At 65.0% G+C, this 25,508-nt stretch carries 29 protein-coding genes; 17 read left to right on the top strand and 12 right to left on the bottom strand.

Features of this window, described 5'->3' with window-relative positions:
• Positions 1-13: 13 nt before the first annotated feature.
• From AAHE99_RS02095 to AAHE99_RS02110, 4 genes are all read right to left on the bottom strand, one after another.
• A complete protein-coding gene (locus tag AAHE99_RS02095) occupies positions 14-475 on the bottom strand; it encodes a hypothetical protein (RefSeq protein WP_342113925.1) in 462 nt (153 codons plus the stop codon).
• Positions 472-1,359, bottom strand: a complete 888-nt coding sequence (locus AAHE99_RS02100) for a DUF6160 family protein (RefSeq protein ID WP_342113927.1) — start codon at positions 1,357-1,359, stop codon at positions 472-474. Before AAHE99_RS02100 ends, AAHE99_RS02095 begins: the two co-directional genes overlap by 4 nt.
• Entirely contained in the window at positions 1,359-2,078 is a 720-nt protein-coding gene (locus tag AAHE99_RS02105) for a hypothetical protein (protein WP_342113929.1), read from the bottom strand. The genes AAHE99_RS02100 and AAHE99_RS02105 overlap by 1 nt, the downstream gene beginning before the upstream one ends.
• Before the next feature lie 85 nt (positions 2,079-2,163).
• Positions 2,164-2,676: a DUF6160 family protein gene (locus tag AAHE99_RS02110; RefSeq protein WP_342113930.1), complete on the bottom strand. Its 513-nt coding sequence runs from the start codon at positions 2,674-2,676 to the stop codon at positions 2,164-2,166.
• A 450-nt stretch (positions 2,677-3,126) separates the two neighbouring features.
• Between AAHE99_RS02110 and AAHE99_RS02115 the strand changes: the two genes are divergently transcribed.
• The 7 genes from AAHE99_RS02115 to AAHE99_RS02145 are packed head-to-tail and all read left to right on the top strand — an operon-like array spanning position 3,127 to position 9,245.
• Complete coding sequence (locus AAHE99_RS02115) at positions 3,127-3,894, top strand: C39 family peptidase (RefSeq protein WP_342113931.1); 768 nt, start codon at positions 3,127-3,129, stop codon at positions 3,892-3,894.
• 10 nt (positions 3,895-3,904) lie between these two features.
• Positions 3,905-4,897: a transporter gene (locus AAHE99_RS02120; RefSeq protein ID WP_342113932.1), complete on the top strand. Its 993-nt coding sequence runs from the start codon at positions 3,905-3,907 to the stop codon at positions 4,895-4,897.
• 10 nt (positions 4,898-4,907) lie between these two features.
• Positions 4,908-6,509: an OmpP1/FadL family transporter gene (locus tag AAHE99_RS02125; protein WP_342113934.1), complete on the top strand. Its 1,602-nt coding sequence runs from the start codon at positions 4,908-4,910 to the stop codon at positions 6,507-6,509.
• Positions 6,510-6,521: 12 nt separating this feature from the next.
• Positions 6,522-7,055: a DUF2059 domain-containing protein gene (locus tag AAHE99_RS02130; RefSeq protein ID WP_342113936.1), complete on the top strand. Its 534-nt coding sequence runs from the start codon at positions 6,522-6,524 to the stop codon at positions 7,053-7,055.
• A 15-nt stretch (positions 7,056-7,070) separates the two neighbouring features.
• Positions 7,071-8,039: an AraC family transcriptional regulator gene (locus tag AAHE99_RS02135; RefSeq protein WP_342113938.1), complete on the top strand. Its 969-nt coding sequence runs from the start codon at positions 7,071-7,073 to the stop codon at positions 8,037-8,039.
• Positions 8,026-8,706 carry a hypothetical protein gene (locus tag AAHE99_RS02140; protein ID WP_342113941.1) on the top strand — a complete coding sequence of 227 codons (681 nt, stop codon included), beginning with the start codon at positions 8,026-8,028 and terminating at the stop codon, positions 8,704-8,706. The genes AAHE99_RS02135 and AAHE99_RS02140 overlap by 14 nt, the downstream gene beginning before the upstream one ends.
• The gene (locus AAHE99_RS02145) at positions 8,703-9,245 is read left to right on the top strand and encodes an SRPBCC family protein (RefSeq protein WP_342113943.1); all 543 of its coding nucleotides are present in this window, start codon (positions 8,703-8,705) and stop codon (positions 9,243-9,245) included. The genes AAHE99_RS02140 and AAHE99_RS02145 overlap by 4 nt, the downstream gene beginning before the upstream one ends.
• A 1-nt stretch (position 9,246) precedes the next feature.
• Here the strand turns inward: AAHE99_RS02145 and AAHE99_RS02150 are convergent, their stop codons facing one another.
• Positions 9,247-10,059, bottom strand: a complete 813-nt coding sequence (locus tag AAHE99_RS02150; protein WP_342113945.1) for a DUF4019 domain-containing protein — start codon at positions 10,057-10,059, stop codon at positions 9,247-9,249.
• 81 nt (positions 10,060-10,140) lie between these two features.
• Between AAHE99_RS02150 and AAHE99_RS02155 the strand changes: the two genes are divergently transcribed.
• Positions 10,141-10,890 (top strand): FCD domain-containing protein, encoded by a 750-nt coding sequence (locus AAHE99_RS02155; protein ID WP_342113947.1) that lies wholly within the window; start codon positions 10,141-10,143, stop codon positions 10,888-10,890.
• Positions 10,891-10,896: 6 nt separating this feature from the next.
• Here the strand turns inward: AAHE99_RS02155 and AAHE99_RS02160 are convergent, their stop codons facing one another.
• Positions 10,897-12,513: a M28 family peptidase gene (locus AAHE99_RS02160; RefSeq protein ID WP_342113948.1), complete on the bottom strand. Its 1,617-nt coding sequence runs from the start codon at positions 12,511-12,513 to the stop codon at positions 10,897-10,899.
• A 115-nt stretch (positions 12,514-12,628) separates the two neighbouring features.
• On the opposite strand from AAHE99_RS02160, the gene gluQRS reads away from it, so the two are divergent.
• Positions 12,629-13,546, top strand: a complete 918-nt coding sequence (gene gluQRS, locus AAHE99_RS02165; RefSeq protein ID WP_342113950.1) for a tRNA glutamyl-Q(34) synthetase GluQRS — start codon at positions 12,629-12,631, stop codon at positions 13,544-13,546.
• Positions 13,547-13,593: 47 nt separating this feature from the next.
• On the top strand, positions 13,594-13,902 hold the full coding sequence (locus AAHE99_RS02170) for a DUF4124 domain-containing protein (protein WP_342113952.1): 309 nt from the start codon (positions 13,594-13,596) through the stop codon (positions 13,900-13,902).
• Here AAHE99_RS02170 and AAHE99_RS02175 read toward each other — a convergent pair.
• Entirely contained in the window at positions 13,899-14,249 is a 351-nt protein-coding gene (locus AAHE99_RS02175; RefSeq protein WP_342113954.1) for a hypothetical protein, read from the bottom strand. The genes AAHE99_RS02170 and AAHE99_RS02175 overlap by 4 nt on opposite strands.
• Before the next feature lie 125 nt (positions 14,250-14,374).
• Positions 14,375-15,106, bottom strand: a complete 732-nt coding sequence (locus AAHE99_RS02180; RefSeq protein ID WP_342113956.1) for a substrate-binding periplasmic protein — start codon at positions 15,104-15,106, stop codon at positions 14,375-14,377.
• A gap of 54 nt (positions 15,107-15,160) precedes the next feature.
• Between AAHE99_RS02180 and AAHE99_RS02185 the strand changes: the two genes are divergently transcribed.
• Both AAHE99_RS02185 and AAHE99_RS02190 read left to right on the top strand, forming a co-directional pair.
• Positions 15,161-15,946, top strand: coding sequence for an alpha/beta fold hydrolase (locus AAHE99_RS02185; protein ID WP_342113958.1), 786 nt, complete (start codon positions 15,161-15,163; stop codon positions 15,944-15,946).
• Positions 15,947-15,979: 33 nt separating this feature from the next.
• Positions 15,980-16,171: a hypothetical protein gene (locus tag AAHE99_RS02190; RefSeq protein ID WP_342113960.1), complete on the top strand. Its 192-nt coding sequence runs from the start codon at positions 15,980-15,982 to the stop codon at positions 16,169-16,171.
• Here the strand turns inward: AAHE99_RS02190 and AAHE99_RS02195 are convergent.
• Positions 16,168-17,040: a LysR family transcriptional regulator gene (locus tag AAHE99_RS02195; protein ID WP_342113962.1), complete on the bottom strand. Its 873-nt coding sequence runs from the start codon at positions 17,038-17,040 to the stop codon at positions 16,168-16,170. The two genes, AAHE99_RS02190 and AAHE99_RS02195, sit on opposite strands and share 4 nt — an antisense overlap.
• An 89-nt stretch (positions 17,041-17,129) precedes the next feature.
• Between AAHE99_RS02195 and mdtH the strand changes: the two genes are divergently transcribed.
• From mdtH to AAHE99_RS02220, 5 genes are all read left to right on the top strand, one after another.
• Positions 17,130-18,335, top strand: coding sequence for a multidrug efflux MFS transporter MdtH (gene mdtH, locus AAHE99_RS02200; protein WP_342113964.1), 1,206 nt, complete (start codon positions 17,130-17,132; stop codon positions 18,333-18,335).
• A gap of 123 nt (positions 18,336-18,458) precedes the next feature.
• On the top strand, positions 18,459-19,553 hold the full coding sequence (locus AAHE99_RS02205; protein WP_342113966.1) for a sialidase family protein: 1,095 nt from the start codon (positions 18,459-18,461) through the stop codon (positions 19,551-19,553).
• A 2-nt stretch (positions 19,554-19,555) separates the two neighbouring features.
• On the top strand, positions 19,556-20,038 hold the full coding sequence (locus tag AAHE99_RS02210; protein WP_342113968.1) for a TlpA family protein disulfide reductase: 483 nt from the start codon (positions 19,556-19,558) through the stop codon (positions 20,036-20,038).
• A gap of 23 nt (positions 20,039-20,061) precedes the next feature.
• Positions 20,062-20,364: a hypothetical protein gene (locus tag AAHE99_RS02215; protein ID WP_342113970.1), complete on the top strand. Its 303-nt coding sequence runs from the start codon at positions 20,062-20,064 to the stop codon at positions 20,362-20,364.
• A 15-nt stretch (positions 20,365-20,379) separates the two neighbouring features.
• Positions 20,380-21,258, top strand: coding sequence for a 5'-nucleotidase (locus AAHE99_RS02220; protein WP_342113972.1), 879 nt, complete (start codon positions 20,380-20,382; stop codon positions 21,256-21,258).
• Here the strand turns inward: AAHE99_RS02220 and AAHE99_RS02225 are convergent.
• The 3 genes from AAHE99_RS02225 to AAHE99_RS02235 all read right to left on the bottom strand — a co-directional run bounded on the left by AAHE99_RS02225 (position 21,184) and on the right by AAHE99_RS02235 (position 25,429).
• Positions 21,184-21,960: a pseudouridine synthase gene (locus AAHE99_RS02225; RefSeq protein ID WP_342113974.1), complete on the bottom strand. Its 777-nt coding sequence runs from the start codon at positions 21,958-21,960 to the stop codon at positions 21,184-21,186. The two genes, AAHE99_RS02220 and AAHE99_RS02225, sit on opposite strands and share 75 nt — an antisense overlap.
• 1 nt (position 21,961) lies before the next feature.
• The gene (locus AAHE99_RS02230; protein ID WP_342113976.1) at positions 21,962-24,478 is read right to left on the bottom strand and encodes a DUF4214 domain-containing protein; all 2,517 of its coding nucleotides are present in this window, start codon (positions 24,476-24,478) and stop codon (positions 21,962-21,964) included.
• Positions 24,479-24,550: 72 nt separating this feature from the next.
• Positions 24,551-25,429: a LysR substrate-binding domain-containing protein gene (locus AAHE99_RS02235; RefSeq protein ID WP_342113978.1), complete on the bottom strand. Its 879-nt coding sequence runs from the start codon at positions 25,427-25,429 to the stop codon at positions 24,551-24,553.
• Positions 25,430-25,508 lie beyond the last annotated feature (79 nt).

The following is a 25,508-nucleotide window of genomic DNA, read 5'->3' on the forward strand; positions in this document are numbered from 1 at the left end:
ACCAGCCGCCCTTTTAATGTGACCACATGCGAAATTCGCCCTGCATCTGCAAACTGCCGTTGATGTTCACGCTGCCAAGATTGCCCGTGATGGCGGCGTTGCGGTCGTTCTGGACGCTCATCGATTCAAAGCCGAAATCGGTAAAGCGCATATGCGACGGCAAGGTGATCGCGATGTAGTCGCCGCCGCCGTCGGGGCGCGGTTTGACGTTGATGCCGATGGCGAACATGTCGACCGTGCCGCGCACATTGCGCAGCACGATGTAGCGCGGCTCCCCGCCGTCGTGGAAGCCGAGCGAGAACCGGCTGTCGGTAACGGCGCCGGCCAGGGTGGGGTCGTTCAGCACCACGTGGGCGGCGAAGCTGATGCCGTCGCGCGCATTCACGCTCGATAGCTCGCTGTCTTCCAGCGTTTTGGGCGGCGCCGCCTGCAGCAAGACGGGCCAAAGCAGCAGCGTGGCGGCGAGTCTTTTCATGGCCTGAATTTGATGTCGAGGTAGTTGATCTGGATATTGCCGATGCGCGAGGAGCCCAGGTCGACATTGCCGCTGGGCGAGCTGAAGCTGATCCGACCGATCTCGATGCCGCCGCTGGGGGCCTGGCCGCTGCCGTATTGCGCGTCGGGGGTGCCGATGCCGAGGTGCAGGCGCGGGCCGCTGGCGTCGGCCAGTGCGTTGACCACGGCGGGCTGGCGCGCGACGTCGGCAACCACCCAGGGCTGGCCGGTGAAGTTGCCGGCATCGTCGGTGGCGCCGATGCGGATGTTGTCCAGCGCCAGCATGCCGTCGGTGTTGCTGCGGCCGTTGGGGCGTAGCGACCATTGGCCGATCTCCATGCGCAGCGCGGCGCCGAAAGCCAGGCCGTCTTGCGTGCGTGGCGTGGAGAATTGCCATCCGCCGCCGTACAAGGCGAGGTCGCTCACGACGACGGCGCCGCCATTGCGTTCGATGCCGTCGGCGTTCACGCCGAAGTCGTAGGCCAGCTGCCATTTCTGTTCGCCGTTGAGGTTTTTCGGCAGGGAGAATTGGGCGATGTCGGCCAGGCCTTGCGGGCTGCGTACGATGTCGAAGCGGTATGGGTCGGAAAATGGCTGCGCGCTGTCGCTGCGCGAGGCGCTGGGATTGGCGGCCCAGATGCTGGCGCCGTCCGGGCGGATGTAGGTGACGCGCAGGTCGCCTTGCATGCGGTAGCCGCTCAGGTCGAAGCTGACGCCGTCGCGGCCTCGCACTTCGGACAAGGCGCTGTCAGGAAGGGGCCGCAGGCCGTTGGCGGATGCCGGTGGCAGCGCCAGGGCTAGCGCCAGGGCCAGCGCCGTTGCGGCTGGCTGGCGGACGGCATGGCCGATGCGAGCGCGCAGCATCAGCGCACCGCCGGCATCGCGGGCGCCAGCGTCGGCGCGGCTGGCGTCGGCGCGGGGGCGACGGGCGCGATCGGCGTGACAGGTGGCACGGGTGCGGCGGGCAAGGCCGCCAGCGACACCAGCTTGTCGCGCCAGTTAAGCCAGACGCCGGCCTGCGCGGCGTCCGGTACTTGCGCCGTGCCGCTGGGCGCCTCGAACTGCACGCCCGTCTTCAGCACGGAAATCCAGAAATCACGGCTAGGCCCCGAGCCATCGCCGGCGCGCACGCCGACCAATGAGGTAGCGCCATCCCAGCGCTTGCCACCGCCCGTATCGTTGCGCGAATCCAGCGTTACCGGCTTGCCGGTGCTGTCATACCCGCTCACCAGCAGGGAGCCCGACAGGCTATTCACCTTCAGCCCCACATCGCCGCTGATCGAATCAAAACCCATGCGCATGCCCACCACTTCGCTGTCGCGGTACACAACTTCGAAATAGGGATTGGTAATCGCAACCGTACCGCCGTTGACGCCGAAGTGCAGCAGCGGCATATCGATATCCGCGCCCATCCCTTCGCGCACGGGGAAACGGTAGTCGCCCAGGCGGATATTGCGCAGGCTCGCATTCAGCGCCACATCGGCATCCAGCGCAATGCGCGTGAAGTCGAAGCCGTTGCGCGAGCTGTTGCTGATCGCGAGCAGCCCCTGCCCCCGTGCGCGCGACAGATCGTCGTCGCTCATGGGACGCAACTGCGCGCAAGCCGGCGCGGAGAAAAAGGCGGCCGCCAAAGCGGCCGCAAAGAGACGGGATTCCATCAATTGCGGATTAGTGTGCCCAGATCCACACCTGGGTGCCGCGCATGTCCAGCTGGTTGATCGCCATCGAACCGTAGGACGCATTGCTGTTGCCCATCTTGATCGAATCGACCGAGATGTTCAGCAGTTTGCCGGCAGCGACCTGCACGTCGGCCGGGATCGCGATCTGCACCACGTCGCCGCCGGTGGCAGCATTGTAGAAGGTGCCTGGGTTGGTCACACCGGCAGCGCCGGCAGCCTGCAGGAAGGAAGCGCGCGACAAGATGTCGATCGATGCAGCGATCAGGCCATTGACCTTGATCTGGTTGAAGCTCACCGAACCGCCGCCCAGACCATTGGCATCCAGCGCATCGGTGTCGGTGTAGACGAAGGAATCGACTTTGATGTTCAGGTTGGCGCCGATCGACACGCCGTCCTGGCCGGTAACGGCGCTCAGGTCTGCGTCTTTGATCGGGGTCATGGCGGAAGCCGACAGGGCCAGGGTGGACAGGGCGACAGCAACTGCGGTGGCAATACGTTTCATAGCGTTTATCTCCGTTGAATGTGTAGTGGTTTTCTCCTGTGCGCCCCCTTGCCGGCGGCCAGGCCTGGTGGGCCCGGAGCGGCGAAGCGCCGTCTTAATATTGTTTCAATATTAATTAAATTTATGATATGTGGCCGAAATCCCAAGGGTCTAGCGTTTCGCACTGACCGTGCAGGCCAAACGCTTGGCCTTGCGAGCCACATAGAGGAAGAGCGCTGTTGCACGCTTGATGCAGACTGTTGCACGCTTTAGCATAAGTTTTCGTGCGCGAAGTAGAGGTGTGCATCTAATCTTTTTGGAGCCCCGGCTGCGTGAAACGTGCGTAAATAAAAGTAATAAAAGAGCAAGGACGAACGTTCGTCCGCATAAATTTGGAGACACCATGGGAGCAGGTTTCGACGCGCGTGCGACGCGCAAGGGCAGCGCTTACCCCAGCGATCGGGAGCTGCCATGCTGATGCTGTTAATGGGCGTTCTGGCCGCCCTGATCGGCGGTTCCGCCGCCCTCTCCCGCCATGAAGTCCAGGACCGCCCCAAGGGCCAGTTCGAGATGCCGCAAACCATGCTGGGCGGCGGCGCCTACTCGCAGGCGGTCACCATGGAACCGTTCTCGGAGCTGAAGTACCGCCACATCGTGCGCCAGGCCTACGACTACAGCTGCGGTTCGGCGGCGCTGGTCACCATCCTCAAATTCCACCTGGGGATCGACGTCACCGAGCAGCAGGCCATGGAAGGCATGCTGGAAAAGGGCGAGAAGGAAAAGATCATCGAGCGGCGCGGCTTCTCGCTGCTGGACATGAAGCGCTACGCGGCCTCGCTCAACGTGCCCGCCGCCGGCTACCGCGCCGAAGTGAAGGACTTGCTGACGCTGGAAGAGCCGGCCATCGTGCCGATCGATTACGCCGGCGCCAAGCACTTCGTGGTGCTGCGCGGGGTGCGCGACGGCGTGGTCTTCATCGCCGACCCCTCCGCCGGCAACCTGGCCTTCTCGGTCGCAGAATTCGCCCGCCTGTGGGACAAGAACACCCTCTTCATCCTGTCCGCGCCCGCCGGACAGAAAGCGCCGGCACAACTGGCGCTGAATGACCTGGAACTGGGCGTGGTCGACATGGACCGCGTGACCAACCGTGGCCAGCTGGATCCCTTCAACAACACTACGCAGCTGCTGGAACGCGCCGTCAATTCGGGCGCGGGCCGTACCTGGATGCATCGACAATAAGGAACTGAGCATGAAATACGTAACACTGCGGCTTGCCGCAGCGCTGGTACTGCTTCACTCTACCGCCGGCGCACAGGAGAACACGGCAGCTGCGGCGCGCGAAGCGCTGGCCAAAAAAGAAGGTGAAGGCGACCAGAGCGCCCTGCTGAAAGAGACCCTGACCGCCATCGACAAGCAGTACTCGCTGATCCGCAAAGGCAAATCGCAATTCACCTATGACCTGAACTACAGCTATATCGGGCAGGAGAAGATCGTCACCGACATCACGGCCGAGGGCCTGACCCTGTTCGAGATCGAAAACGTCTCGGCCCATATCGTCACCAACACCGTGTCCGCCGACTACGGCGTGCTGGATAACCTGACCGCCAATGTCACGCTGCCGGTGATCGCGAAATTCGCCGAGGCGCGCGGCGGCAACCACACCTCCTACTCGCTGGGCGACGTCACGCTGGGCGCCCGCTTCCAGCCCTGGGAAGCACGGCGCGATGCAGCCGGCATTACCCTCACCAGCAACCTGCGCCTGCCCACCGGCCGCAGCCCGTTCAAGATCATCGCCGGCAGCGGCGAGGCAACCGGCAGCGGCGTCGCTTCGCTGTCGGCCGGCGTCAACGTCAACCGCATCGTCGATCCGGTGGCGCTGTTCGGCTCCATGTCGCTGACCGCCAGCGCGCCGGCCAAGGACCTGCACCAGACCAACGGCACGCGCGTGCTGAACCGCGTCGCACCGGGCACCCAGTTCGGCTTCGGCATGGGTTTCGCCTATGCGCTGTCGTACGGCATCTCGACCACCATGTCGTTCCAGGGCGCGATCGCGCAGGGCGCCAAGCTGCGCTTCGCCGATGGATTGAACGTGCGCACCAACACGCAGACCTCGGCGCTGCTGAACTTCGGCCTGGGCTACCGCGTGTCGCCCAAGCAGACCGTCAACCTGTCGGTCGGCATTGGCCTCACCAGCGACTCGCCCAACTTCTCGGTCGGCATGAACCTGCCGCTGGCCTTCTGACGGGGCGGCCATGCGAAGCCCGCTCCGCCTGGCGGCATGTGCCGCCGCGCTGTCTTCCGTGCTGCCCGCGCATGCCGCGCTGGTAGAGAACCTGACCACCAGCGTGGTGGCCATGGCGCTGGGCAACGCCGTCACCGCCGATCCGCCCGGCATCGACTCGGTGCATTTCAACCCGGCCGGCCTGGCGCGCCTGCAGGGCGACAGCACCCAGCATTCCGCCTTCGGCGCCTCGATCCGCGCCCGCGCCAGTTTCCGCCAGCCGGACGGCTTCGACATCGGCGGCTGGAAGGACGACCCGGTCAACGGCACCAGCACCGGCCCGATGCGCCAGACCATGTACGTGCCGGGCTACGGCATGCCGGGCTGGCGCCTGCCGGGCGTGATCGTGCCCAGCCTGGGCTTCGCCTGGAACAATCCCGGCTCGCCCTGGACCTTCGCCACCAACTCCTACATGGCGCAGGCGATCAGTATTGACCGCACCACGGACCCGAATGATCCGGGCCGCTTCGATGGCCGCCAGATCCAGCTGCAGCGGCTGGTGTATGCCTCGCCCTCGTTCGGCTACAAATATTCGGAAACGCTGCGCTTCGGCGCCGCCGTGCCGATCGCGCACTCGGCCTTCGTGGTCGATACGCATATGCGCTTTCCCAACGAGCTGCTGGGCATTTTCGGCAAACTGCAATCGGGCTGGTGCCCGGAGGATGGCGGCAACATCATCGACACCTTCGGCTTTGGCCTGTGCGGCGGCGGCAAGGAAGGCATGGTCAATCCCTTCAAGAAGGCGGCGGCCATGCGGCTCGAGATGACGGCGCCGGTCGACCCGACGCTGAACCTGGGCGTACTGTGGGAACCCAGGCCCTGGTTCGCGCTCGGCGCGGTCTACCAGGGCGGTTCGAAGACGCGCTACACCGGCCATTACACCTTCGACACCGAGCCGATGCTGCGCAACTTCGTCAAAGGCCTGAATTCCAGCCTGTTCGGCCCTGTGGCCGGTGCGGTGCTGGGCATGCCGACCTCGATCCCGGCAACGCAGCACGGCAATATGTCGGCCAGCATCCCCTTCCCAGCCCACCTGCAGGTCGGCCTCAAGTTCAAGCCGCTGCGCTATGTGCAGCTGAATGTGGACGCCAGCTATGCGCGCTGGAGCGACTGGAACCAGCTGACTTTTGAATTCGACCAGAGCATCAAGCTGCTGGAAGTGGCGCGCCTGTACGGCATCCCGGACGCCACGCGGCTGAAGATCCCGCGCGGCTACAAAAGCGTGCTGAATATGGGCTACGGGCTGCAGCTGTTCCCCTTCGATGGCATGGCGCTGCGCTTTGGCTACGAGCCGCGCAAGACGTCCGTCCCCTACAACAAGATCGACCTGATCGCTCCGCTGCCCGACACCAGGCTGCTGAGCGCGGGCCTGAGCTGGCGCATCAACAAGAAATTCGAGCTGAACGTGACCGGCACCTATATGCAGGGCCGCTTCAATGCCCCGGCCGAAGCGTCGGACAACATGAACAGCAGCAAATTCCTCAACATTATTTACAACCCCTATGCCGGCCAGGATGTCTCCGGCGATATCAAGGTCCGCTACGTCGGGCTGAGTCTTATTGAACGTTTCTAGGAGCGCAAAACCATGAGAAAAATCGCGATCGTGATCGCCGCCCTGGCCATCGGCGGCACCGCCCAGGCATCCACCGTGCCACCGGCCAAACAGGAACTGGTGAACCGCGTGCTGCAGCTGTGGCACCCCGAAACCATCGGCGAATCGATGCTGCAGGCGCCGGTCGGCGATGCGGTGCAGCAGGCGCGCGCCGTGCTGCAAGGCCGCGTGTCGCCGGAGAAGCGCGACGCGGCGCTGAAGGACATCGTGGGCGATGCCCGCAAGTTCATGGACGACAACAAGCCGCTGGCCCAGGCCAGCGCGCAGAAGCTGGTCGGCACCACCGTGGCGCCGCTGCTGGCCGAACGCTTCAGCGAAGACGAACTGCGCCAGATCATCGCCATCCTGGAATCGCCGGTGAAGAAAAAATTCGAATCGATGGTGCCGGAGCTGCAGAAGAAGCTGGGGGAAAGCGTGGCCGCCGACACGCGCGCCGTGATGGACCCCAAGCTGCAGGAACTGCAGCAGCGCATCGGCATGCGCCTGCGCAGCGCGGTGACGCCCTGACCGGGAGCCTGGGCCATGAGCTACTCTTCGGCTCTTCACCTGGTGCGCGGTGTCAAATCGCGCTTGCTGCATTCGGGCGTGCAGGCGGAGGACCTGTTCGCGCAGGCCGGCCTGGACGAAGGCGACGGCATCGCCTGCGATGCGCTGACGCTGTCCGACAAGCTTAGCCACCTGTGGGAACTGCTGGTCGAGCATTCGGGCGATCCGCTGATCGGCCTGAAAGTGTCGACGCCGCACCGCCTCGGCTGGCTGGGCGTGATGGGGCACATCATGCTGCTGTCGCCCACCGTGCAAAGCACGATCGAGCGCTGCCACGGCCATACGCGGGTCGGCATCCTGCTGCCCGGCATGCATCGCACGGTGCCGCGCCAGCGCTACGACTTTGTATGGTGCGTGCTGCTGCGCACCTTGCGCTGCGCGTCGGGCCGCGACGACGCGGTGCCGGTGATGGTGGAATATGCGTTCCCGGAGCCGGCCAATGCCGCCTTCTTCCACGCCACTTTCGGCTGCCCGGTGCATTTCAACCGGCCGCACAATGTGATGGAGTTTTCCGATTCCGACATGGTGGCGGCGCTGCCGAACGGCGGCATGCCGCAAGCCGGCGCTGCGGCCGGTGGGACGGTGCTGGCGCAGCTGGCGGAGGCGCATCCGCCGGCGTTCACGGCACGCGTGCAGGAGATCCTGGCCTCGCTGCTGCCGAAAGGCCCGCCGCATCGCGATGCGGTGGCGGGCCTGCTGGCAATGAGCGAGCGCACCTTGCAACGCCGCCTGGCGGAAGAAGGCACCAGCTTTTCCGCCCTGGTGGACGATACGCGCCGTGCGCTGGCGCGGCAATCCCTGGAAGCAGGCGAACTGTCGCTGAAGATGCTCAGCTTCCAGTTGGGCTTTTCCGAACCTAGCGCGTTCTACCGGGCCTGCAAACGCTGGTTCGGCATGACGCCTTCCGATCTCGCCAATCATGGAGAAAAACATGGCATGGTATAGACCCGAACATCCGGCGCAGCTGTTTGGCCAGCTGCTGGTCAAGCACAAGCTGGTCACCGAAGAACAACTGCGCAGCGCCATCGAACAGCAGCGCGAAACCGGCCAGCGCCTGGGCGAGATTTTCGCCGAGTGGAACCTGGTGACGCACCAGCATGTGCAGGACATCCTGCGCAAGCAGCGCCGCGTGCGGATGGCGGCGGCACTGATCGGCGCCATCTTCGCCCCGCTGGAAGCCTACGCCGCCGAGGCGGTCGCCGTAGCGCCCGCCGCAGTCAGCGTGCCGGCGCTGCGGCCCCTGGCCGAAGGCGAGCTGGATGCGGTGTCGGCGCAGGGGCTGGACGATGAACTGGTGCGGCAGGTGCGCGACCAGCTCAAACACAATGGGGTGGAGGTGATCGGCGACCTGGCCAAGCTGGTCAACCCGGTGCTGGGCGTGCTCGATTCGGATGCCAGCATCCACAATGTCGTGTACGCGCCGAACCGGGCCGCCACCACCATCAATCCGGATGGCTCGCTGACACTGAATTTGCCGACCACGATCGGCGAGATCAATTTCAACAACATCCGCGTGCGCGGCTCGGCGCCGGGCGGTCCGTCGTTCGGCAGCATCTCGATCCGGGGCATCGACCTGACCGGCACCGTCATCACCCTCGCGCTCAAGAAATGACCCGCGCCCTCGCCTCGGCCGCCGCCGCGCTGCTCGCAAGCGGGGCCGTGCAGGTGGCGCCAGCCGCCAGCCCCGGCCTGCCCGGCAAAGCCTTCACCGCCTGGACCCTGGTGCCCGCCCCGGTACCGCGCCTGTGCGCGCTGGTGCAGGACTACGCCTCCTACGCCGCCTACATGCCCAACACCAAAAGCGCGCAAACCGTGGGCGCCGGCGATGGCTATGTACTGGTCGACCTGACCCTCGACCTGCCCCTGGGCCAGGAAAAGAAATACCGCCTGCGGCTGGAGCCGCAGACCGACGCCACGCAATGCCGGCTAAGCTGGCGCCTGGTTCCCAGCGGCCTGCCGCAAGCCGACACCATCGCCGACACCACCGGCTACTGGCTGTTCAAGCCGGAAGGCGGCAAAACCCTGGTCGAATACCACGTCTACGCCGATCCCGGCCCGGTGCCATTCGGCTTCGGCTGGATCGTCGACATGATGAGCAAGCGCAGCCTGCCGCGCACCCTGGAAGCCCTGCGCGCGCAAGCCGCGAAATAGCTCATTCCACGCAGCGGTACACGCCCAGCATCTTGGCGCGCTGCTCAGGCGTCAGCTGCGCCTCGGTCGCCTTGTAGATATAGTTCTCCTCCTCCCGCACCAGCAGGAAGCTGCCGTCCGCCTGCTCGCTCCACACCAGGTAGCCGCAATAAGTATCGGCATTGGCGAAGCGCCCGGTGAAATCCACCGCCGCATACGTACCCGCCGCCCCGCTATGCGCGCTGCGGTAGATCGTCACCTTCTTCACCTCGCGCTGCAGGGCCGCGCCGGCTTTCGCCGCGGTTCCCGCTGCAGCCCGGCGCCACTCATCGAAGCTCGATTGCTGCTGCGCCGCCGAGCCCAGTCGCGCCCACGCCTCGCGGTAGCGCTGCGCATCCTTGTCGGCAAAGTAGGCCTTGCTCAACTCCTCCACCCGCGCCTTTTGTGAAGCCGTCGGGCTCCACGGCGCTGCGGTGGAAGCCTTGGGCGCTCCCAGCGCCTGCTGCAAAGCCGTATTCACACGCCGGAATTCATCCGTCAGCGCATCGCAAGCCTCGCGCGCGCCCTGGCACAGGGTAGTCATGCGGATCGACGGCTGGCCATCGACATTGACCACTGTGCGCCGCACCACCGCCGGATGGGCCGCATGGCCCGCCTGCGTGAACGACCACAGCGTGCCGTTGGCCTTGTCGTCCGCAACGGTCCAGCCATCCTGCACCGTGATGGTCACGTCGGCGCGCGCCTTGAGCGCCTCCAGCGCTGCCGCGGCAGTCGGGTAGCCAATGCCGTTCACGCTGGCGGCGACGGCGATCGAAAAAATCAGGGAACCAAGCATGCGTTGCAATATAGACCACGGCGCGCGGAATGGTCAATTGTGGTAGCATCCCGTGGTCTTACCACCAAGCCAATCTACACCATGCCATCCGCCCAACGCCTGTCCGACGTCGTCGCCACCGAACTGGAAACCCGTATCCTCGAAGGCTCGCTGAAACCCGGCGACCGCCTGCCGGCCGAACGCGAGCTGGCGGTGGAACTGGGCGTATCGCGCCCTTCCCTGCGCGGCGCCCTGCAGGCGCTGGTGGCCAAGGGCTTGCTGGTCACGCGCCATGGCGGCGGCACTTTTGTCACCGATTCCATGCAGGCTGCGTTCACCGACCCTTGGCAGCAGATGTTGAAGGACCATCCCGATATCCATGGCGATATGCTGGAGTTCCGCCACATGCTGGAAGGCCAGGCGGCGCAGCTGGCGGCCGAACGCGGAACCGTGGAGGATTTCGAGCGTATCCGCAGCTGCTACGAGGCGCTGGAGCAAGCGTACGAGGCGCGCGACCTGGAAAGGTGCATCGTCACCGATGTGGAGTTCCACCAAGCGATTGCGGAAGCGTCGCACAACGTGATGATCGGACACCTGAGCTCCAGCCTGCACAAGGTGATGGAGGGGCATGTACAGAGCAACCTGGAATACCTGAATGCGCGCCCCGAGCTGTGGGCGCAGCTGCGCGAGCAGCATCGCGCGATCTGGGAAGCGGTGCGCGAGCGGCGCATGGACCGCGCGGGAAGTGCGGCGCACCACCACCTGGATTTCGTGCAGCAGACCATGCGCGAAACCATGAAGAATGAAGAGCGCCGCAGCGCGGCAACACGGCGGCTGAGCGCCGCCGCATAAGGGTGCTTACCTGGCGCGCGCCTTGCCGAAGGCGTCGCCGGCTTTCCACTCGGGCATCTTCGGCGCATCCGCCACCATGCGGCCCAGGTTCAGGGTGAACTGCGCCATCTGCGCCATACCGGCCATGCTCCAGGTCGGATCATATTCATCGCTGACCTGGTGATAGCTCTTGCGGTACGACGCACGCATCTGCTCCGCCTTCTCCTTATCGCCCAGGTAATCGCTGCCCGAGGTGATCGAGAACGCCGGCACGCCAGCCTTGGCAAAGCTGAAATGGTCGGAACGGAAGTAGCCGCCCGCCAGGTCCGGCTTTTCCTTCGCGATCACCATCTTCATATTCTTCGCCGTGGCTTCCGCCATCTTGCCCAGGTCCGTACGCTCGCTGCCGGCGGTGCCGATATCGCGCGTGGTGCCGATCCAGTTCAGCGAATCCAGGTTCAGGTTGGCCGCAGTCTTATCCAGCGGCCACAGGGGCGCTTCGGCATAGGCCGCGCTACCGAGCAAGCCCTGTTCTTCCGCCGCCACCCACAGGAACATCTGGCTGCGTTTGCCGGGCGACTTCACCGCCTCCTGCGCCATGGCCAGCAACGCCGCCGTGCCGGAAGCATTGTCGACCGCGCCGTTGAAAATTGTGTCAGCGCCGGTGCCCTGCTTGCCCAGGTGGTCCCAATGCGCCGAGTAGATCACCACTTCCGACTTCAGCTTCGGATCGGTGCCCGGCACCACGCCGGCCACGTTGTACTGGTCCACCAGGCGCACATCCGCCTTCATCTCGCCGACCAGTTTCGCCTTCAGCGCCACCGGCTGGAAGTCCTTGCGTTCAGCCGCTGCACGCAGCTGGTCCAGGTCCAGGCCGGAAGCCTTGAACAGCGCCACGGCGGTGTCATTGGTCAGCCAGCCTTGCAGCTCGGTGCCCGGCGTGCCTTGCGCCAGCTGGAAGCGCTCCACGCCATCCCAGCTGTTCTTCACCACGCTGTAGCCGTAGGATGCAGAAGCGTCGGTGTGGATCAGCAGCGCACCGATCGCGCCCTTGCGCTTGGCTTCCTCGAACTTGTAGGTCCAGCGGCCGTAGTAGGTCAGGGCCTTGCCGCCGAAACGGTTCGGCGCTTCCGCCGTCGGCATCGGGTCGTTCACCATCATCACGATGACCTTGCCCTTCACATCCTGGCCCTTGTAGTCGTCCCAGCCCTCTTCCGACGCGGTGATGCCGTAGCCGACGAATACCAGGTCGGCATTGAAGCTGTGCGCAGCCTGCGCATCGCCCGGCGCGTACACCCAATCCTTGCCGAAGCTGGCCGGCAGCGCCGCGCCGCCGGTTTCCAGGCGCAGGGTCGATGCCGCAGCGTCGGTCTTGACGCCGGCAATCTTCACCAGCTGGCGGTAGCTGTTGCCGTTGGCCGGCTTCAGGCCCGCAGCCATGGCCTGGTTCTCCAGGTAGGACACGGTCAGGTCGCCGCCGCGCTGGCCGGTGCCGCGCCCTTCCAGCAGGTCGCTGGCGAGGAAGGCCAGGTGCGCGCGCAGCGGCGCTTCCTGCACGACCGGCTGGGCCGCCTTGTTGGCTGCAACGGCAGGCAGCGCCAGCGCCACACCGGCGGCCAGGGCGAAGTTTGAGAGTTTTTTCATGTGGTTTTCTGGTGGTTGTCCGAAGAAGCGGCAATGGCCGCGCGGGGCATTCTAGCGGATTTGCGCAGCGCGCCAAGCTGCAGCGCAGCATACGGAATGGTATGCTACGCGCCGTATGAACGATTCAGCTTATATCGGCCGCTTTGCGCCCTCCCCGACCGGACCATTGCACCTGGGCTCCCTGGTGGCGGCCATGGCCAGCTACCTCGACGCCAAGGTGCATGGCGGCCAGTGGCTGGTGCGGGTGGAAGACGTCGACCGCGACCGCAACGTGGCCGGCGCCGACCGGCACATCCTGTCCTCGCTGCAGCGCTGCGGCATGCACTGGGACGGCGACGTCACCTGGCAAACGCAGCGCGAGCATTTGTACGAAGCGGCGCTGCGCCAGCTAGGCGGCAACATCTACCCCTGCGGCTGTTCGCGCAAGGAGATCGCCGATTCGCAGCTGCGCCTGGGCCAGGCCGGCCAGCCCAACCTGGTCTACCCCGGCACCTGCCGCAACGGCCTGGCGCCTGGCCGCACGGCGCGCGCGCTGCGCCTGCGCACACCACAGGAGCCGCACTGCGTCATCCACTTCCACGACCGCTTCGCCGGCGACGTGAGCCAGGACATCACAGCGGAAGTGGGCGACTTTGTGGTGCGGCGCGCCGACGGCTTCTGGGCCTACCAACTGGCCGTGGTGGTCGATGACGGCGCGCAGGGCATCACCGACATCGTGCGCGGCGCCGACCTGCTCGACTCCACCCCGCGCCAGCTGTTCCTGCAACAGCTGCTTGGCCTGCCGCAGCCGCGCTACCTGCACGTGCCAGTGGTGCTCAATGCGGACGGCGAGAAGCTGTCGAAGCAAACCGGCGCGCAAGCGTTCGATACCGGCGCGCCTGCGGCGAGCCTGCTGGACAGCGCCCTGCTGCCGGCCGCACGATTCCTCGGCCTGCAGCTGCAGGCGGATTCCATCGAAGCATTTTGGCGCGCCGCAATACCTGCATGGGAAATCGTCCTACGCGCCCACGGTGAAGCGCCGCACAGAGCGTAAGCGTCCCCCGCCGCACACTGGTTGCATCACGTTGAAGGAGGTGCACCATGCGGCTGTTATTGATTACCTGCATATTGGGCGCAGCCGCGCTGCCGGCCAGCGCTGAAGACACACTGTACCGCTGCGTGGACCGCAATGGCACGACCATGCTGACCGACCGTCCCTGCGAAACCCTGGCCGCCCCTGCGCGCCCGGTGCTGGAGAAGGAACATTTTGTCCTGCCGCCATCCGAACAGGGACGCAACCGCTGGGTCTTCAAGCCGGCGGTATCCGTTCCACCCAAGGTCGACGTGGAAACCCTGCGCCTGGCGCGCCAGGCGCTTGAACTGCGCGACAAGGTGGCCAGCGCGCGCTAGCGCTCCTCGTCTTCCATCGGTAGTAGCAGCATGGCGCCGGCTGCCGCGCCATGCACAATCGGCAGCAACAGCAGCGTCACCTGGGCCGGCGCCTCAGGATCGCTGACCGCGAAGTACGTGATCGCCACAGCCATCACGATTGGCGCCAGAGGCAACACGGCGTCCCCCACCGAAGCGGGGTTCAGGCGGCGCACAGCAAGCAAGTTCAACAACAGCGCCACCAGATAGAGGGTGCGGTACATCCATTCGGAACGCGCGGTGGCAAAGTGCAGCCCCGCAAGCATTCCTTGCATGAGCAGCCCGAGCAATAGCGTCAGCAAAAGCACGGGCAAAGCGGAACGTTCCATGATCACTTAGGGCCTCCCATCGTCACTGAAAGTAACGAAGCAATTTCTGCGCCAAGCCCAATAGTCAAGGGGAATACTGGGAAGACGTTGCGGTTTTCCCAGCTTTCTGTAAGGAATTTCGACATCTAGCGGTTGAAGCGGATCGACTTGTTGAGCTTGTCGATGACCTCGTCCGGCACGCCGCGCGAGCACATGATGTGGCGCGTTTCACCCTTCGGCATATCGGCCAGCCGCAAGAGGCGTAATTTGCCCGCTTGGGAAATTGTGTTTGCCATCAAGTAACGACCTTCTTCCTCGGAGACGAAGATCAGGTCGACGCTCCGGGCGCCCAGCGATTGCAGCATTTGCAAGGTGGTGCCGGTTGATACCGCAATGGCAGGCTTATAGCGAACCAAGAGTTCGTCAATGCTGCGGCCGTAAGAATATTTATCTTTTACCATGACGCGCAAACCCGGCCGCGCCAGTACGTTCGACAGGCTATCGCTTTCCGCCACGGTCATGCCGCCGTGCACCAGCACCATCCAGGCCTGGTCGCGGTACAGCGGTTTGGTGAACTTGGCAAAGCTGTCGCGCTCCGGCGTCTGGAACCAGCCGATGGCGCAGTACCGGCCACCGTTCTCACGGATCATCAGGATCTGGCGGTTGGTGGGCAGCACGCTCCAGTGCACCGGAATGCCGGCGCGCTCGAAGGCCTGCTGGGCCGGCGTGCCGGTCAGGCCCGACGGCACCCCATTCTCCTTTTGCACCAGGTAGGGCGGCCGCACATTGTAGAAGACCGTAAGCGGCTCACCCGCGCGGCAAGGAGTGACCGGCAGGCTGCCCAGCGCGACCAGCATCAGTCCGGGTAGCAGTCTCATAGCTTGCCCATCTTAGCACGGTATAATAGCGGGCTTGTCTTTTGGATATCGCTTATGCACGCCCCACGCCCTGCCGTTGTTCTGTTGCACAGTTCCCTCAGTTCCCGCAGCCAATGGTCGGCCCTGATGGCCGAACAGGAAGCCAATTACCGCTTCATCGCCATCGACCTGCTGGGCTATGGCAAGTCCGCCTTCCCGACCGAAGCGGCCGCCGCCGGCTACACCCTGGCGCATGAAGCCGACGCCGTTGCTGCCGCACTGGCCTCCCATCTGGACGCCGGCGAGCCTTTCCACCTGATCGGCCACTCCTACGGCGGCGCCACCGCCCTGCGCCTGGCGCGCCAGATGCGCGAGCGCGTGCTATCGCTGGCCGTGTTCGAGCCGGTCGCCTTCCACCTGCTGTCGCCGCAGGACGCCGGCCGCCAGGAGATCGAAGCCGTGGTGGCCCGCATCAGCGCCGCCGCTTCGGCCGAAGACGCCACCCGCACCTTCATCGACTACTGGAACCGCGCCGGCGCCTTCGACACCCTGCCGGACGTGCAGCGCGCCCGCTTCACCGCCGGCATCGCCAAGGTCAAGCTGGACTTCGTCGCCCTGCTGGGCGAACCGGCCACCGCGGCCGACATGGCGCAGCTGGACATGCCAGCCCTGGTGCTGGCCGGCGCCAAGGGTCCGGCATCGACCCGCCGCGTGGTGGAAACGCTGGCTGCTGCACTGCCGCAAGCGCAGTTCGCGCTGACCGCCGGCGGCCACATGGCGCCGATCACGCATGCCGCAGCTGTGAACGAAATGCTGCTCGGCTTCCTCGAAACCAGTTGCTCGTCCGATAGTATTGTTTGATAATGATCGGATAATTTTCCGGGGAGCGGCATCATGAGCGATACGCGCTACAACCAGCAGTTGGCAATCCAGGTCGACAAAGGCATCGAGCTGCTCGCGCAAATGGGCGCGGCCAATGCCTGGATCTATATGCAAAGCAAGCAGGTGCCACGCAATGTGATCCTGCGCGTGCTGGCTTATCCCGAGCAGCGCCGCCACGGCAGCGACCCGCGCTCCTTACATTAAAGTTCGCGCACGGCCTGGAGCACACGCAGCTTGGCGGCATCTGGCCGCTTGCCGCTGCGCCAGGCCACCATCGCCTCCCACTCCCAATGCGGCAAGTCCGCAATCTCCAGTTTCGCCAGGTTGCCCAGCTTGAGCTGGCGCGCCGCCGCCATTTCCGGCATGAAGGTCAGGAAGCCGTGCTCCAGCGCCAGCTCGATCGCTGCGCTGGCCGGCTGGATCGCGTGGATCGCGCTGTCGCTGCGGCGGTGCACGCGCAGCAGCCGTATCAGTTCGTCGCAGTCCTCGCCCCAGAATTGCGGCGCCAGGCGCGCATTAGCCACATCGGCCAGCGTCAGCCGGGCGCGCCGCGTCAGCGGATGGCCGCGCCGCACCACCGCCACAATCGGCGACAGGTATAAGCGTTCCAGCTGGATGCCGGCGATGGCCGGACACTTCAGCACAAAGCCCAGTTGCGCGCGGCCGGTCAGCAGCTTGTCCATGATCACCGGCGAATGGTCGGTGCTGCAGCGGATCTCCAGCGGCGCATCGGCCAGCTTGGGCAGCAAGGGGCCGTAAATCAGCGACGTCAGCGAAGGCACGCAGGCCAGCGTGACCTGCGGCAGCGCTGGCGCGCCTTGCACCGCCTGCTTGCCCGCCTCGATCGCCGCCAGCGCCTGCTGCGCGGAAGGCAGGAAGGTCAGGCAGGCCGGCGTCGGCGTGGCGCCGCGCCGGTGGCGTGCGAACAGCTGCACATCGAGCTGCTCCTCCAGCGCCGCCACGCGCTGGCTGACCTGGGGCTGCGACCAGCGGCGCCGCGCGGCCGCCTGGCTGAAGCTGCCCAGTTCCACGATTTCCACCAGCAGGGCCAGGTCGTCGATGCTCAGAGCCATAAGAAAACCCAATACGAAATATCACGAGATAGCGGCTTCTATTATGTCTCAAGCCTGCCTAAACTGTCAGCACTACTTACGGAGGCAGCATGGCAAAGGCAGCAAGGGCAAGGCGCTTGGGCAAACGGTTCCTGATGTTTGACCACATGCTGGTGGTGGCCGGCTTCTACCTGGTGTTCCCGATCATCGGCCTGCACTTTGTCGGCCAGCTCGAATGGGCCGCCGCCGCAGTCGGCCTGGCGCTGGGCGCGCGCCAGCTGTCGCAGCAAGGCCTGGCCCTGTTCGGCGGCTCCCTGTCCGACCGCTTCGGCGCCAAGCCGATGATCATTGCCGGCATGCTGCTGCGCGCGCTGGGTTTTGCCATGATGGCCTTTGCCGCCAATCCCGCCATGCTGCTGCTGTCCTGCGTGCTGTCCGGCCTGGGCGGCGCCCTGTTCGATCCGGCGCGCGGCGCGCTGGTGGTCAAGCTGACCCGCGCCGCCGAACGCCCGCGCTTCTATTCCCTGCTGATGGTGCAGGAAAGCGTGGCCGCCGTGACAGGCGCCCTGCTCGGCACCATGCTGCTGGGCGTGGACTTCCGCTGGGTCGCGCTGGGCGGTTGCGCCGTGTTCCTGCTGGCCGCGCTGGCCAACCAGTGGCTGCTGCCGGCCTACCGCGCCGCCACGCCCGGCACTTCCGCCCTGACGGCCATGCGCACGCCGCTGCGCGACCGTCCCTTCCTGCTGCTGGTACTGACCCTGAGCGGCTACTACATCCTGACCGTGCAGCTGATGCTGCTGGTGCCGGTCACCCTGACCGAACTGGCCGGCACCCCGCGCGCGGTGGCCTGGATGTATGCGATGGATGCGGCGCTGGCCCTGCTCCTGCTGTATCCGATGGCCCGCCTCGGTGAGCGCTACCTGTCGCTGGAGGCGCGCCTGCTGGCCGGCATCGGCATCATGTGCTGCGCCGTGCTGGCAATGGCCGTGGCGCGCGGCCTGGGGCCGATGTTCATCTGCGTCGCCGTGTTCTATACCGGCTCGCTGGTGGCCGAACCGGCGCGCGAGTCGCTGGTATCGCGCTATGCGCAGCCATCGGCGCGCGCCAGCTACATGGGCCTGAGCCGCTTCGGCCTGGCGCTGGGCGGCCTGTTCGGCTACACCGCCGGCGGCTGGCTGCTGGACTGGAGCCGCGCCGTACGCAGCCCGGCCCTGCCCTGGCTGGTGCTGGCGGCCATCGGCCTGCTGACCCTGTGCGCACTGGCCTTCGCCGCCGCGCCGCTGCCGGCAAAAAAAAGCCCGCCATTGGCGGGCTAAACACTTTGGTTGGGTGCCGTTATTTTAGCGCCGCAAACGGCGTTTGATTCTCACCAATCGTCACCGCTGATAAGTTGATCTGCATCATGGAAGCTATTGCCAGGGCTGCGGGATCATCCAGACATGAACATCCTGTTGATTCCAGCACTGACGGCCGCACTGGGCAGCTCGGGAGCTTTCGATGCGCAAGGCCGCTTGTGGGTGGCCTACGTCGCCGATAACAATATCGTCCTGCAATCGAGCGCCGACCAGGGCCGCAGCTGGAGTGCGGGGCGCGCCATCCTGCCCGCGCCGGAAGCGGTGGAAGCCAATGGCGAAGCGCGGCCGAAGATCGCTTTCGGCCCGCAAGGCCAGCTCTACCTCAGCTACACCCAATCGTTGGGCAAACCGCATACCGGCAATATCCGCTTCATGCGCTCGATGGATGGCGGCGCCACCTTCAGCGCACCGATCACCGTGCAGCGCGACCGCGCGCCCATCGACCACCGTTTCGACGACTTCCAGGTGGACCGGCACGGCCGCATCTTCCTGACCTGGCTCGATAAGCGCGACAAGCAGGCTGCGCTGGCTGCCCAGCGCCCCTATCGCGGCATCGCCATCTACTACGCCGTATCGGACGACCAGGGCGCCAGCTTCGGCGAGGACACCAAGCTGGCCGACCACACCTGCGAATGCTGCCGCATCGCCACCGCTGTCGACGACAAAGGCCAGGTGGCAGCCATGTGGCGCCATATCTATGAACCGAACATCCGCGACCATGCCGTGGCCACCTTGGCCGCCGATGGCCGCCCCGCAGCGCCGCAGCGCGCCACTGAAGACGGCTGGAAAATCGACGCCTGCCCACACCATGGCCCCTCGCTGGCCTTCGACAGCAGCGGCCAGCGCCACCAGGCCTGGTTCACCGGCGCCAATGAGGAAGGCGGCTTGTTCTACTCAGGGCATGGAAAACCGGTGCGCCTGGGCGGTGCGCAAGCCGAGTATGGCGAAGTAAGCGCCAGCGGACAGCGCGTCGCCATCGCCTGGAAAGAGTTCAACGGCAGCGCCACCGGCATCCACGCCAGGGTGTCGCAGGATGGCGGCGCCACCTGGCGCGAACACACCGTCGCCACCACCCACGGCGCATCCGACCATCCGCACCTGCTGCGCCATGGCGGCATTGCGTGGCTGCTGTGGCGCACCGCCGATGAAGGATTCGTTGTCCGCAAAATCGAGGATTGACCATGAAGCTGCTGCGCACCCTTTCCATCCTGGCCTTTGCCGGCGCCGCCAGCGCCAGCAACCTGAAACCGTTCGAACCGCACAGCGTCGAGCAGATCGCCGCCAGCCACAAAGGCAAGCCCTTCGTCGTGCTGGTGTGGTCGATGGACTGCGAATTCTGCCAGCACAGCCTGGACGTCCTGGCCAAGGCGCGCGCAGCCAACCCCGGTTTCGACATCGTCACCATCAGCACCGACCCGCTGTCCGATGCCGCGCTGGCCGGCATGGTGAAAAAACGTCTGTCCTCCATCGACCTGATGGGCGATGCCTGGAGCTTCGGGGCGTTGGCGCCGGAACGCCTGCGTTTCGCCATCGACCAGCGCTGGCGCGGCGAGAAACCACGCAGCTACTGGTATGACGCACAAGGCCAGCGCGTGGCCTATTCGGGCGCCATCACCCCAGCCGTGATCGACAGAATGCGGGCTCCACCCGCGCGCTCCCCTTGAGCTGGCCGCTGTAGCATTGGCCCATGGCTAAGGACGGTAAACAGAAACTCGACCATGCGGTCGATGACCTGGAACGCGAAATTCCATCGGGAAAAATCCGGCGTTTCATCGAATGGATACGCTCCGACAAGGCACGCTGGGTACGCATTCCCGTAGCGCTGCTGCTGATCGGCGTCGGCATCTTCCTGCCGTATATGCCCATCGTCGGCGTCGAGGACATTGTGCTCGGGCTGCTGCTGCTGTCCTACGACATTCCCTTCCTGAGAAAACCCATGGCCGCCATGGTCGAATGGCTGATCAAGCTTTGGCGGCGCATACGTTCTTGATGCTATAGTTCCAGCATGAAACTAGTCGTCGCCATCTCTTCGCGCGCCCTGTTCCACCTGGACGAGAGCCACGCGATTTATGAATCGCAGGGTGTGGACGCGTATTGCGCCCACCAGCGCGAGAACGAACATGTGGTGCTGGAGCCCGGCCCCGCCTTCACCCTGGTAAAGAAGCTGCTCGCGCTGAACAAGGGCGTCGAAGTGGTCCTGCTGTCGCGCAATAGCGCCGACACCGGCCTGCGCATCTTCAACTCGATCGAGCACTACCAGCTCGACATCAAGCGCGCCGCCTTCTGTTCCGGCGCCAGCGCCCACCGCTATGTGGAGGCATTTGGCGCGCAGCTGTTCCTGTCCACCAATCCCGACGACGTGCGCGAATCGCTGGTCCTCGGCCACGCCGCAGCCACCATCCTGCCCTCCAACCGCGACAACGACAGCGGCCAACTGCGCATTGCCTTCGACGGCGACGCCGTGCTGTTCTCCGACGATTCGGAGCGCATCTACAAGCAGCTTGGCCTGGACGCCTTTACCCGCAATGAAAAGGAAACCGCACGCGATCCGATGCCGGGCGGTCCTTTCAAGAATTTCCTGGCCGCCCTGCACGCGCTGCAGGCAGCCTATGGCCCGGATGATTCGCCGATCCGCACCGCCCTGGTCACGACGCGCTCGGCCCCGGCGCACGAACGCGTGATCCGCACCCTGCGTGCCTGGGATATCCGCATCGATGAAGCGCTGTTCCTGGGCGGCATGCCCAAGGGCGTATTCCTGAAGGCCTTTGGCGCCGACATCTTCTTCGACGACCAGCCGGTGCACTGCGAATCAGCGCGCGAATTCGTCCCAACCGGGCACGTCCCCTACGGCATCGCCAATGCCGCTGTCGGCCGCGAAGATTGACAGCACCTGGGTGAAGCTCGGCTCCAGCGGCGCCGCCAGCTCCAGCGGCTGGCCCGTCACCGGGTGCGTGAACGACATGCCGACTGCCGCCAGCATCAGCCGACCAAAACCAAAACGCTCGGCAAAGTAGCGGTTATGCCGGCCGCGCCCATGGTTGGCGTCGCCGATGATCGGATGGCTGATGTGCTTCATATGGCGCCGCAGCTGATGCCGGCGGCCGGTTTCCGGAAACAGCTCCACCAGGCTGTAACGACTGCTGCTATAGCCTTCGATGGCGACCGGAATCTCGGTCGTCGCCAGGCGGCGGTAGCGCGTTACAGCCTCGCGCAGCGGCATCTCCTCATCCTTGCTGCGGCGGTCTTCCGGCTCCTCGCGCAGCGCATGGTCGATCAGCCCCTCCTGCGGCGCCCAGCCGCGCACCATGGCCAGGTAGCGCTTGTGCACTTCGCCCGCCATGAAAGCCTTGCCCAGCACACTGGCCGTCTGCTGGTCGCGCGCGAATACCAGCAGGCCGGACGTCGGCCGGTCCAGCCGGTGCACGGCATAGACGTACTCGCCGCCATTCATTTCGCGCGCATATTGCAGCGCGAATTCGGTTTCGTGCGGATCGATCGGGCTGCGGTGCACCAGCAGGCCGGCCGGCTTGTGCACCGCCAGCAGCCACTGGTCGCGATAGATCTCGATGAGGGGATTGCTTTTCATCTCAGCGTACAGCTTCCTGTCGGGTAACCACCGGCACGTAGCCGATCTCCAGTCCCGCCGGCGGTGTGACCAGCAAACCGGCATCCAATGTCGCCAGCGTACCGGCAGTTGGCGGCGCCATGAATTCATGGGTGCCGGCCCAATTACGGTGCAGCAGTTCGACACGCTGCTGCAGGCGCGCCTTCTCCGCCGCAGTCCATCCGAAGCCCTGCAGCGACGGCTGGTCGATGAACTTGTACCAGTAGTAGGTGACGACACTGCCGTCGCTCAAGCTGGTGGAGTATGGACCGGCGGCCGGCGCCGGCGACATCCAGCTGGTGCTGCCGCTGTCCGGCGAAACGTATGTCGTGCCGCGCTTGGGCGAAGAGAAGTCTTTGAGCGACAACACGGTTTCCGGCGGCACGTCCGCCGCGGCAATCGGCGTCCAGCCGCTGGCATCCTTGCGGAAGTACTCCGGGAGAACACCGGGTGTCGAAGCCACCGTCCATTTCAGGCCGAAGCCCTGGCCGCCGCCCGGTGTTTTCATCACCGCGACGCTGAAGTAGTCGTCCAGGCCATTCACCTTCACGCCCTTCATCGAAATGTCGGAGCCGGAATGGGCATACACGTCAAAGTACGTGGCCGTACGGTCGAAAGTACCCGGCGCCACAGAGCCGCCGGCAAACCATTTCCGCACCGGCTCGAACAAGGCCCCGGCCGCGTAATGCGCGCGGTCCGCAGTCAGCCAGGTGACATCATCGCCATCGACCGGGAACAGCAGGCGCGAATGGCGCGCGTACAGCGTCCCCGTATCGTCGAAGTTAAAGAACGCCGACGTCTGGTTTATTTCCACCAGCGTGTCGTCGACCCTGCCGGTGCGCGCATCCAGGCCCCGGCCAATCGCCGGCGCCCAGGTCTTCGAAATGCGCGCAAACGCATCCGGCACCCAGAACACAACCGGCCCACGGAAGTTCGCCGCATTGAAGAACAGCGTCCAGCTATGGTTGCCGACCGGGACCGTGCCGCTGCGCGCATCGGTCAGCGGCAGCGCCATCCAGCCGTAGCCGAAGAAGTCGCCGGTGGTACCGCTGCGGAAAGTGAAACCATCCGGCGGCGTGACGATACGGTTGCTCAACTGGGCGATCGACATCAGATCGCGCGACAAGGCCTGCGGGTTATCGAAGCCCCAGCCCGGCGAATTCATGCCATGCGCGTAGCCGTCCGGTGTGCCGACAATCCAGAACTTGGGATCGCGTACCGGGAACTGCGTATTGCCCCAGTTTCCAGGACCGCCTTCAAGCGACTGGAACAGGCGCCACCAGGTCGGCCCCGCGTTCGGCGCGCCCACGCGCATCGAATGGTCCGGCGGCAGCAATGGCTTGTCGTAGGTGAGATTGTCGGGAATGACAAAGAACCCGGCGCCCACCTGGTGCCGCTGCAAGGTGTGGTCAACCATCGGGTACATGGCCATGTACTGCGTAAAGCCATAGCCGAATCCTTCCGGCACATCGGCCACGCCGTGGTACATGAAACCAAACAGGCCAAGGTCCTCCGTCGCCTGGCCGGCCGTTACGGCATCGGCCGGCAATGGCACGCCGTCGCGCAGGAACAGTTCCCCAATCACGCGAATGGCGACCACCTTGCCCTTGACAATGACCGGGACGATATTCGCGTTGTCCCAGCCGTAATACGGACTGCTGGAATCGAGCTTCAGCTGGCCGTTGCGCAGGTCGTCCGTCAGGGTCCAGGTCTGGCCAACCTTGTTCTTCCATACCAGCCCGGTGCCGGTCTGCACCAGCTGGCCCGAGTGGTAATCATTCTCGAACGGCAGGCGCACATAGCTGCCAACCAGTTCGGCCAGCGTCGGCACCTTGGCCGCGTTCCGCGACGCCGGCGTAGGCGGCGGATTATGCGTTTGCAGCGGCGCAGTGTAGCCGGTGCCGCCGTACGGGTAATACGTGACGCCGGCTTTGATCGTCGCCGCCACATTGCTGCGGTTCTCCGCACTCTCGCTGAAATCGCGCAGGACCGCTACGCGCGCATAACCGGACTGCAGTGCCTTGAGCCAGAAATCCAGGCCGCCCTGGTCCGGCGCACGTTTCAGCACGTTGCGGTAAAGGAGGGGCAGGAACTGGGTATCCGTCAGCTGCCCATAGCTGGACTGGAATTCCGCCGAGCTGTAAAAGCCGCTCGCCACGTCCGGCAGCGAAACGCCATTGCCCATGGCCCAGATCCAGAAACCCAGGCCCGACGCATCCGGCGTACGGTTGAAGGCCGCCTGGTACAGGCGATAAACCTGGCCCTGGACACCACTATCGTCAAAGAACACCAGCGCATCCTGGAATTCCAGCGGACCAGCGGCCGGCAAGGTCGCCTGCGTAACGCCGTCGCGCAGGCGCTGGATGGCGACCGAACCATCCTGCTGCAGCGACACGGTGTAATTGCTGCGATAGCCGGGAATGCTGGTGACAGGCGCATTTTGAGCCGCCGCGCTGCCCACGGCCAGCGCCGCGATAACTTTCACTACTTGATACCGCATGGGGTTACTTTTTCAGGACGAAATGGACGACTATAACCAAGCCGCCCTTGCTATTCAATTACAGGATTGTAATTATGCCGCGGCTATCGCGTCCGCCACCAGCCGCACCGACGGCAGCTGGCCGCGCCTGTGCGGCATCAGCAGCGTGGTGGTCACCGTGCCGGCGCTCCATTCCGGCAGCACTTGCTGCACACGCCCGGCAGCCAGCGCATCGCGGAACATGTGCAGCGGCAGGCAAGCGATACCCAGGCCGGCCTCCACCGCGCGCAGGAGCACCGTCGATTCGTCCGCATGCATGCGTGGCTGCAGCGCCACTTCCACTTTTTCGCCCGCTATGCTTTGCAGGCGCCATGGTCCTGCCGTCATGGTGTTCATCAAGCCCGCATGCTGCGCCAGCTCACCCGTTGACTGCGGAGTGCCGTGCGCCGCCAGATAAGCCAGAGACGCCACCAGGAATATTCCTTCGCTCGCCACGCGGCGCTGAACCAGTCCAGAATCCGGCAATGGCGCGAAATGGTCGCGCAGCGCGATATCAAAACCTTCCTGGACCAGATCGACAAAGCGGTCGGTGACATGCACCGACACCTGGATCTTGGGATACGCCACGGCCAGGTCCACCAGCACCTTGGCCAGCACCGTCTGCACCGTCGGCACCGACGCGGTGATGCGCACCGTGCCGCTTGGCTCGGCCAGCCGCCCTTTCACCACATCCTCCGCCGCATCGGCCTCGATCAGCATGGCCGACGCGTGGCGGTAGAACTCCTGCCCCAGCTCCGTCACCGTGAAACGCCGCGAGGTGCGCTGGATCAGGCGCACGCCCAGTTCCGCTTCCAGCGCGGCGACACGCGTCGCCAGGGTCGATTTCGGCATGCCGCTGTGGCGCGCGGCCTGGGCGAAGCCGCCCTGGTCCACCACCAGCACAAATAAGTAGTAATCGTTGAGGTTGCGCATCGTTCAGATTTTCGAACCATAAGTCCAATTTTGACCGTCTTTTCAGCCATCGTTCATGCGCATATATTTTACCTACCAA

This window comes from Pseudoduganella sp. OTU4001, assembly GCF_038440195.1.
Classification (GTDB): Bacteria; Pseudomonadota; Gammaproteobacteria; order Burkholderiales; family Burkholderiaceae_D; genus Rugamonas.